Here is an 8271-nt window from a genome sequence, read left to right as displayed (position 1 = left end):
ACCCCCGTGTGGTCGTCCCCCCGAGTCACCCCCGTACCTCGCTCCCGCCGTGCAGCGGGAGGAGCGGCCAAGGGCGCGGCGCCGTTCCGCCGCCCCGTGTCGGCGGTACCGGCGCTGCGCCCTTCTCCGTGACCCACACTCTTCCGTCTCCGCAGGTGGGGCCCATCCGCGCGGGTACTCATCTCACTCACTAGGTACGGATACTCAGACGTCCGTGCTCATCCCCAGGCCGATTCGTTCACAACTGGTTACGATCACGTCCGTGTCCGTACTCCCCCTGGTCTTCACCAGCGGCTGGGCGAGCGGGATCAACGCGTACGCCGTTGTCCTGCTGCTCGGCGTCTTTGGAGCGACCGGTGTCAGCGACGAGGTTCCCGAGGCGCTCCAGCGGCCCGACGTCCTGATCGCGGCCGGCGTGCTCTTCCTGTGTGAGGCCGTCGCCGACAAGATCCCGTACGTGGACTCGGTCTGGGACACGGTGCACACCGTGATCCGGCCGGTGTCCGGCGCCGTGGTGGGCGCGCTCCTGGCGGGCCAGAGCGGGTCCCTCTCGGACCTGGCGGCGGGCGCGGTGGGTGGCTCGACCGCGCTGGCCAGCCATGCGGTGAAGTCCGGCACGCGGATGGCGATCAACACCTCGCCCGAGCCGTTCAGCAACTTCGTGATGAGCACGGCCGAGGACCTGGGGGTCGGCGGCCTCATCAGCTTCGCAATGTTCTATCCGGAGGCCGCGGCGATCATCGCGGCCGTGCTGCTGGCGATCGGCCTGTTCCTGCTGTTCTTCCTCGTCTCGCGGATCCGCCGGTTCCTGCGGCGCAGGGCCCAGCGGCGTGAGGAGAAGCTGCTCGCGGGCCGCACGGGGGCGCCGCCGCCCTGAGCGTGCACGCCGGGACCGGGACCGGGGTCGCGGCGTGACTGTCAGTGGCTGCCGATAAAGTCCCTGGCATGGCACGGATTGTGGTGATCGGCGCAGGTCTCGGCGCGATGTCGGCGGCAGCCCGGCTGGCCGTCGCGGGACACCGGGTGGTGGTGTACGAACGCGGGGAGACGTTCGGCGGCGCGCTGGGCCGCGTCGAGCGGGACGGCTTCGCCTTCGACACCGGACCGGGGCTGCTCCAGCTCCCCGCGGTCTACCGCGACCTGTTCGTCAAGACGGGCAAGGAGCCCCTGGAGAAGTGCGTCGAGCTGTCCCAGGTGGAGCCCGCCGTGCGCCACGTCTTCGCGGACGGCGCCACGGCCGACCTGCCGAACGCCTCGCGCGCGGGCGTGGGCGAGGCCCTGGACGCGGCCCTCGGCGCGGGCGCGGGCGCACGCTGGGCGGCGTTCATGAACCGCGCCAGGGAGGCCTGGGACCGCACCCGCCGCCCCCTCCTGGAAGAGCCCCTGTGGCCGAACTGGGAGGTGCTCGCAGACCGCGAGCCCTATCCCTCGGTGCCGCTCAAGCGCCTGCTGCGCCGCGAGCGCCGCGCGGCCACGCTCAGCGAGGTAGGCGAGCTGGAGCTGGGCGGTGACGCGCGCCTGATCGCGCTCCTGGAGCAGTTCGCGCTCGCGCACGGCCTGGATCCCCGCACGACCCCGGCGAGCGCCGCGGTCCTGCCCTATCTGGAGCAGACGTTCGGCACCTGGGCGGCGCGCGGCGGCATGCACGCCCTGGCCCGCGCGGTGCACGAGCGGTGCGTGGCCCGGCGTGTCGAATTCGTGTTCGGCGCGGCGGTGACGCGGATCGTCGAGAAGGACGGCCGGGCGGCGGGCGTGGAGCTCGCGGACGGCACCACCGAGGACGCGGACTTCGTGGTCGCGGGCGTCGCGCCCACGGTCCTCGACCGACTGCTGCCCGGTGTGGACATACGGGCGGCGGGTGACGTCCCGGCGCGCTCCGGCCTGCCGAGCCGCCTCACGGTCCTCCTGGCCCTCTCCGGCGCACGCCCCGCGGACACCCCGCTGCGCACGGTGCTGCACTCGGCAGACCGTCAGGACGAGCTCGACCGCGTCTTCGGCGAACGGCCCGGGCTGCCCCTCTCCCCCACGCTCGCGGTGCTCCGCCCGGACGACCCGGAGCTGACGCCGGACGCCGAGCACGAGGCGGTCACGCTCACGATGACGGTGCCCGCGCACCTGGAGGTCACGGCACAGGACGTGGAGCGGGTGATCGCCCGCGCCGAGGCCGTGGTCCCGGGGCTGCGGAGCCGTCTGCTGTGGCACGAGGTCCGCACCCCGGCCGACGTCGCGGAGGCCACCGGCGCCGACGGCGGCGCCGTCCCGGCCCCGGCGCTCGCCGCGGCCGAGGGGAAGCTCCTGCAGCCGTCCAACAGCACCCGTCTGCCGGGGCTGTTCGCGGTCGGCGGCTGGGCCCACCCCGGCGGCGGCCTGCCCCACGCGGGCATGTCGGGCACGCTGGTCGCGGGACTGATCGTCGAGGGACCGGAGTTCCGCGGCTCACGGTGACCCGGACACCCCGCCGGAACCGGCCCGGAACGGCCGGAACCGGCACGGGACCGGCGGAGCTCAGTAGCGGTACTGCTGCTCGTTGTAGCCCGAGCCGTCGTAGTCCCCCGTGTGCCCGCCCTGGTACGGGTACGGCTGCTCCGGCGGGAGTTCACCGCTGTACGGCTCGTCGGTGGTGCGCTGCTGGGGCACCCAGACGCCGCCGGGCGGGGTGTCCTGGTACGTCCCGCCGAGCCCGGCGCTGTAGGTGTCGCCCCCGTAGGGGGCGTACTGCTGCTGATCGCCGTAGGTGTCGTAGCTCTGCCGCGCGCCGTAGGTCTGCGTGCCGATGTACGGGTCGGAGTACGCGGCGTACTGCTGCTGGCCCGTCTCGTCGTATCCGTAGTTCTGCTGGTCGTAGCCCGCGTAGGCCGCCGCGTCGTAGCCGTAGCCCTCGCTCTGGTGGGCGTCGCCCGCGGTGGGCGGGGCGTACGGAGCGTCGCTGTACACGCCGTACTGACCGGTGTCGTCGGGCATCGGCTCGGGCGCGTACACCCCGGCCCCGGGAACGTCCGGGTCGTGCGCGGGGACGTCCGGGCCGTGCGCGGGCGGCGGCGGGACCTCCTCGTACTCCAGGTCGGAGACCTGGAGCGTCGGCTCCTTCGCGCCGCCCCGCCTCGGCGCCCTGCGGCGCTTGCTCAGGCCCGGCTGCCCGCCGAGCGCCCAGCCGGTGGAGAAGCCCTTGCGGAACGACAGCGTCACGTACGTCTGGCCCGTGGCGAAGGCGATGGCGCCGAGCCCGATGATCCACACCGACGGGATCAGCACCCCGACGACGACGCCGAGGAAGCCGCCGAAGGCCAGCAGGCGCCAGCGCAGCCTGGCCTTGTACTGCAGCAGCACCTCGCCGAGCAGCCACAGCGCGACGAATCCGAACGCGATGTAGAGGACCGTCCAGCCCATGTACGCCCCTCTCCCCTGCGGCCGCCCGCTGGTACGGGTACGGGTACGGCCGATTCAGGCCTGGTGGTGCAGGCCCAGATTTTCGTAGATCTCCAGCGTCGCCGTGGAGTTGTTGAGCGTGATGAAGTGCAGTCCCGGCACACCTTCGGCCAGCAACCGCGCGCAGAACTCCGTCGCGAACTCGATGCCAATGGAGCGTACAGCGGCTGGATCGTCTTTGACCGCGAGGATCCGCTCTTTCAGCTCGGCCGGGAACACGGCGTTGCTGAGCTGGGGCAGCCGCTCGAGCTGGCGGACGTTGGTGACGGGCATCATCTCGGGGATGATCGGCGTCGCGCAGCCCGCCGCCTCGACGCGGTCGCGCAGCCGCAGGTACTCCTCGGGGTCGAAGAACATCTGCGTGATCGCGTAGTCCGCGCCGGCCCGGCACTTGTCGATGAAGTGGCGGGTGTCGGACTCCCAGTCGGGCGAGCGCGGGTGCATCGCGGGGAAGGCGGCGACGCCCACGCAGAAGTCGCCGGACTCCTTGATGAGTTCGACCAGCTCGGCGGCGTAGGTGAGGCCCTCGGGGTGCGCGATCCAGTCGCCGAGCGGGTCGCCGGGCGGGTCGCCGCGGACCGCGAGCATGTTCCTGATGCCCGCGTCCGCGTACTGCCCGATGATGTTGCGCAGCTCGGCCACGGAGTGGTCGACCGCGGTCAGGTGGGCGACGGGCGTCAGCGTCGTGTCGGCGACGATCTGCTGGGTCTCCTTGACCGTGCCGGTGCGCGTGGAGCCGCCCGCTCCGTAGGTCACGGAGACGAAGTCCGGGGCGACCGCCTCGACCCTGCGCAGTGCGTTCCAGAGGTTCCGCTCCCCCTTCGGGGTTTTCGGCGCGGAGAACTCGAACGAGAACATCGTCTTACCGGTCGCGAGCATGTCGCGCACCGTGCGTGCACGGTCAGTCCTGGTCGAAGCTGTGCCTAGGGCCATACGGGCAGGTTAGCCAGGCCACGGCGGTCACCCAACCGGGCCCGGGAGTTTTGGCCGGTTTGCCGGTTTCTTGTCCACGGATCGGACACTCCCGGGCTGTTGCTCACACAGACGTACGAAGCCGCTTCGCGAACTCGGCCGCGGCCGCGCCCGGGTCGTCGGCCTCGGTGATCGCCCGCACGACGACGACGCGCCGCGCGCCCGCCTCCAGCACCTCGTCGAGGTTGTCCGCGTCGATGCCGCCGATGGCGAACCAGGGACGGTCGGTGCCCAGCGAGGCGGTGTACCGGACCAGGTCGAGCCCCGGGGCGTGGCGGCCCGGCTTGGTGGGCGTGGGCCAGCACGGCCCCGTGCAGAAGTAGTCCACGCCCTCCTGGACGGCGGCCGCGGCGGCCTCCGACTCGGCGTGCGTGGAGCGGCCGATCAGCACGTCGTCGCTGCCGCCGAGGATGGCGCGGGCCGCGGGCACCGGCAGGTCGCCCTGGCCGAGGTGCAGCACGTCGGCGCCGATGGCGTGCGCGACGTCCGCGCGGTCGTTCACCGCGAGGAGCTTGCCGTGCCGCCGGGCCGCGTCCGCGAAGACCTGGAGGTGCTCCAGCTCCTCGCCCGCCTCCATGCCCTTGTCGCGCAGCTGCACGATGTCGACGCCGCCCGCGAGGACGGCGTCGAGGAACTCGGGGAGGTCCCCCTGTCGCCTGCGGGCGTCCGTGCACAGGTAGAGCCGGGCGTCGGCGAGCCGGTCGCGGTGGTCGGCGGCCATGGAGAAGTCCCCCCGTTGTCGGTGGCGTGCGGGCCGCGGGGTGTTCCGCGGCCCGCACGCCGGACGATGTGTTTCAGGTCAGACGGCCTTGCGCCTGCTCAGACGGCGAGCGCCTGGGCGCGGCGCTTCACCTCCGTGCCGCGATTCTCGCTCAGCGCCTGCGCGGGGGTGCCGGGCAGGCTCGGGTCGGGAGTGAAGAGCCACTCGAGCATCTCTTCGTCGGAGAAGCCGTCGTCCCGCAGGAGCGTCAGGGTGCCGGCGAGGCCCTTGACGACCTTGTCGCCGTCGATGAAGGCGGCCGGCACCTGGAGCGCCCGGTTCTCACCACGGCGCACGGCGATCAGCTGGCCCTCCTTGACCAGCTGGCGCACGCGGGTCACCTCGATGTCGAGCATCTCCGCGATGTCGGGGAGATGCAGCCAGTCGGGGACGAGAGCATCAGTCTTTGCGTCAATCTCGGTCACGGGTCCAGCGTATCTCTGGCCGGGGACCCGCACCGGACGGCGTCGCCCCGCCGCAGGACGGCCTTGTCGCCCCGCCGCAGAGCCGCCGTGTCGCCCCGCTACAGAACCGCCTTCTTGAGCGGCACCGACGCGTCCGCCGTCAGCGCCGGATCCAGCCGTGCGCCCGACTCGATCAGCCTGCGCCCCTGGGCCAGGTCCCTGGGGCGGCCCACGGCGAGGACCGCGACCAGGGCGCCGTCCCGCAGCCAGCACACCGACCAGGCCATGCCGGAGGGGTCGCCGCGCCACACCAGCTCGTCGGCCCCTGCGTGGTGCCCGGCGTACTGCACGAAGCGGCCGAACTGCTCCGACCAGAAGTACGGCACGGGGTCGTACGCGGCCGGCGTCTCGCCGATGATGTTCGCCGCCACCGTGCGCGGCCCCTGGAGGGCGTTGTCCCAGTGGTGCACGAGGAGCCGCTCGCCGTACCGGCCCGAGGGGAAGGAGGAGCAGTCGCCGACCGCGTACACGTCGGGCGCCGAGGTGCGCAGACCCTCGTCGGCCAGGACCTCGCGGTGGCTGCCCAGCTCGATGCCGGAGCCCGCGAGCCAGCGCGTCGCGGGCCGCGCCCCGATGCCGACGACGACGGCGCCCGCGGGCACCCTGGTCCCGTCGGACAGGACGACGACGCCGGATTCGACGCTCTCCACGCGCGCGTGCAGACGCAGCACCGCTCCGGAGTCCGCGTACCAGCCCGCCATGGGGGCCGCGACCTCCTCCGGCAGCGCCCCCGCGAGCGGCCGTCCCGCGGCCTCGACGACGGTCACGGAACAGCCCGCCTCGCGCGCGGCGGTCGCGAACTCCGCGCCGATCCAGCCCGCCCCGACGACCACCACGTCGTGCTGTCCGGCGAGGACCGGACGCAGCCGCTCGGCGTCGTCCAGGGTGCGCAGGAGGTGGACCCCCGGGATGCCTTCGGTGCCGGGCAGCCGAATCGGTTCGGCGCCGGTCGCGAGGACCAGGACGTCGTACCGGATGGGGCCGTCGGCGGTGTCCAGCTCATGGGCGTCGGGACGCACCCCAGTGACGTCGCGGCCCAGGCTCAGCTCGATGCCGAGCGCCTCGAAGTCGATGTCGAAGGCCGAGCCCTCCGCCTTGCCGAGCAGCACCGCCTTGGACAGCGGCGGCCGGTCGTACGGCTGGTGCGGCTCGGCCCCGACGAGCGTGACCGAGCCCGTGAAGCCCTGTTCGCGCAGGGCCACGGCGGTCTGCACCCCTGCCATCCCCGCGCCGACGATGACGACGTGCCGCTCCGCCTGTCGCTGCTGCCCGCTCTGCGGCTGCTCGCTCTGCCTCTGCTCCTCGCTCACCCGATCACTCTAGGGCGGTTGTCGAGAGCGCCCTCAGATGCGGTCGGGGAGATCTCTGACACAACGTCACCGCCCATACCCGGACAGCTCCCCTACTGCCGCACGAAGCGACGGGCTAGGGTGGCCCGTGCAGAGCACACGCGGGAGCCCGGACGCACCGGGCTGAGAGGGAGGCTGGGACGGCCTCCGACCGTACGAACCTGATCCGGGTCATGCCGGCGAAGGGAGGGGCTGGACGCCCATGCATTCGCGTACGACGACACCATCCGCCGCCTCTGACGTCCTGGTCGTCGGAGGCGGCATCATCGGCCTGGTCACGGCCTGGCGGGCCGCCGGGCGCGGCCTCTCCGTGGCGGTCGTGGACCCCGAGCCGGGCGGCGGCGCCGCCCAGGTCGCGGCGGGCATGCTGGCCGCCGTCACCGAACTGCACTACGGCGAGCAGACCCTGCTCGGCCTCAACCTCGAATCCGCCCGCCGCTACCCCGCCTTCGCCGCCGAACTGGCCGAGGCGAGCTGCACGACCTGCAGCGCCGCTCCGGTCTCGACTCCGAGTGGCTGAGCGGCCGCGAGTGCCGCCGCCTGGAGCCGATGCTCGCGCCGGGGGTCCGCGGCGGGCTACGGGTCGACGGTGACCACCAGATCGACCCGAGGCGGCTCGCGGGGGCCCTCGTGGTGGCCTGCGAGCGGGCCGGGGTGGTCTTCCACCGCGCCCGCGCCGAGCGCCTCTCCGTCGTCCGCGACCGGGCGCGCGGCGTCGTCCTCACGGACGGCACCGAGCCGACCGCGGACCTGACCGTGCTCGCGGCGGGCAGCCTCAGCGGGCGCCTCGCGGGCGTCCCGGACGAGGTCCTGCCGCCCGTGCGGCCCGTGAAGGGCCAGGTGCTGCGGCTGACGGTGCCGACGGCGTACGCGCCGTTCCTGAGCCGCACCGTGCGGGCCGTGGTGCGCGGCAGCCACGTCTACCTCGTGCCGCGCGAGAACGGCGAGCTCGTGGTGGGCGCGACCAGCGAGGAGCTCGGCTGGGACACCACGGTCACCGCGGGCGGCGTGTACGAACTCCTGCGGGACGCGCACGAACTCGTGCCCGGCATCACGGAGCTGCCGCTGACCGAGACCCGCGCGGGCCTGCGCCCCGGCTCCCCCGACAACGCGCCGATGCTCGGCCCGACGCGGCTCGCCGGACTCCACCTGGCCACCGGGCACCACCGCAACGGCGTCCTCCTGACGCCCGTCACGGGTGACGTCATGGCGCACGCCCTGACCACGGGTGAACTCCCCGAAGAGGCGCTCCCGTTCACCCCGCGCCGCTTCGACGGCGCCTCCCCCGAAACCCTCGTCC

7 protein-coding genes, 1 pseudogene and 1 riboswitch are annotated in these 8271 nt (G+C 73.3%); of the genes and pseudogenes, 3 read left to right on the top strand and 5 right to left on the bottom strand.

Going from position 1 to position 8271, the window contains the following annotated elements; translation table 11 throughout:
- The first annotated feature begins 262 nt into the window (after nt 1-262).
- Together AOK03_RS30055 and AOK03_RS30050 are read left to right on the top strand one after the other, a co-directional pair.
- Nucleotides 263-877, top strand: a complete 615-nt coding sequence (locus tag AOK03_RS30055) for a DUF4126 domain-containing protein (protein WP_055568514.1) — start codon at nt 263-265, stop codon at nt 875-877.
- Nucleotides 878-945: 68 nt separating this feature from the next.
- Nucleotides 946-2445 carry a phytoene desaturase family protein gene (locus AOK03_RS30050; RefSeq protein WP_055568513.1) on the top strand — a complete coding sequence of 500 codons (1500 nt, stop codon included), beginning with the start codon at nt 946-948 and terminating at the stop codon, nt 2443-2445.
- A gap of 60 nt (nt 2446-2505) precedes the next feature.
- Here AOK03_RS30050 and AOK03_RS30045 read toward each other — a convergent pair whose 3' ends face one another.
- The 5 genes from AOK03_RS30045 to AOK03_RS30025 all read right to left on the bottom strand — a co-directional run bounded on the left by AOK03_RS30045 (nt 2506) and on the right by AOK03_RS30025 (nt 6845).
- On the bottom strand, nt 2506-3387 hold the full coding sequence (locus AOK03_RS30045; protein ID WP_055568512.1) for a hypothetical protein: 882 nt from the start codon (nt 3385-3387) through the stop codon (nt 2506-2508).
- 54 nt (nt 3388-3441) lie between these two features.
- On the bottom strand, nt 3442-4359 hold the full coding sequence (gene metF / locus AOK03_RS30040) for a methylenetetrahydrofolate reductase [NAD(P)H] (RefSeq protein ID WP_055568511.1): 918 nt from the start codon (nt 4357-4359) through the stop codon (nt 3442-3444).
- A gap of 103 nt (nt 4360-4462) precedes the next feature.
- Nucleotides 4463-5119: a thiamine phosphate synthase gene (gene thiE / locus AOK03_RS30035; RefSeq protein WP_055568510.1), complete on the bottom strand. Its 657-nt coding sequence runs from the start codon at nt 5117-5119 to the stop codon at nt 4463-4465.
- Nucleotides 5120-5217: 98 nt separating this feature from the next.
- Complete coding sequence (locus tag AOK03_RS30030) at nt 5218-5583, bottom strand: Rv2175c family DNA-binding protein (protein ID WP_055568509.1); 366 nt, start codon at nt 5581-5583, stop codon at nt 5218-5220.
- A 98-nt stretch (nt 5584-5681) separates the two neighbouring features.
- Complete coding sequence (locus AOK03_RS30025; RefSeq protein ID WP_244177806.1) at nt 5682-6845, bottom strand: NAD(P)/FAD-dependent oxidoreductase; 1164 nt, start codon at nt 6843-6845, stop codon at nt 5682-5684.
- A 217-nt stretch (nt 6846-7062) separates the two neighbouring features.
- Nucleotides 7063-7176: riboswitch (TPP riboswitch) on the top strand.
- On the opposite strand from AOK03_RS30025, the pseudogene thiO reads away from it, so the two are divergent.
- Nucleotides 7174-8271, top strand: a pseudogene (gene thiO / locus AOK03_RS30020) (glycine oxidase ThiO); the annotation flags it as partial. It overlaps the preceding riboswitch by 3 nt.

The sequence above is a fragment of the Streptomyces atriruber genome (assembly GCF_001418325.1).
Classification (GTDB): domain Bacteria; phylum Actinomycetota; class Actinomycetes; order Streptomycetales; family Streptomycetaceae; genus Streptomyces; species Streptomyces atriruber.
Note: the sequence above shows the minus strand (reverse complement) of the source record. Positions and strands in the feature narration are given on the sequence as shown.

Bases quoted from the DNA above. Each gene is read 5' to 3' on its own strand.
- metF (WP_055568511.1), bottom strand. From the start codon at position 4,359: ATGGCCCTAGGCACAGCTTCGACCAGGACTGACCGTGCACGCACGGTG.
- AOK03_RS30050 (WP_055568513.1), top strand. From the start codon at position 946: ATGGCACGGATTGTGGTGATCGGCGCAGGTCTCGGCGCGATGTCGGCG.
- AOK03_RS30025 (WP_244177806.1), bottom strand. From the start codon at position 6,845: ATGGCAGGGGTGCAGACCGCCGTGGCCCTGCGCGAACAGGGCTTCACG.
- AOK03_RS30045 (WP_055568512.1), bottom strand. From the start codon at position 3,387: ATGGGCTGGACGGTCCTCTACATCGCGTTCGGATTCGTCGCGCTGTGG.
- thiE (WP_055568510.1), bottom strand. From the start codon at position 5,119: ATGGCCGCCGACCACCGCGACCGGCTCGCCGACGCCCGGCTCTACCTG.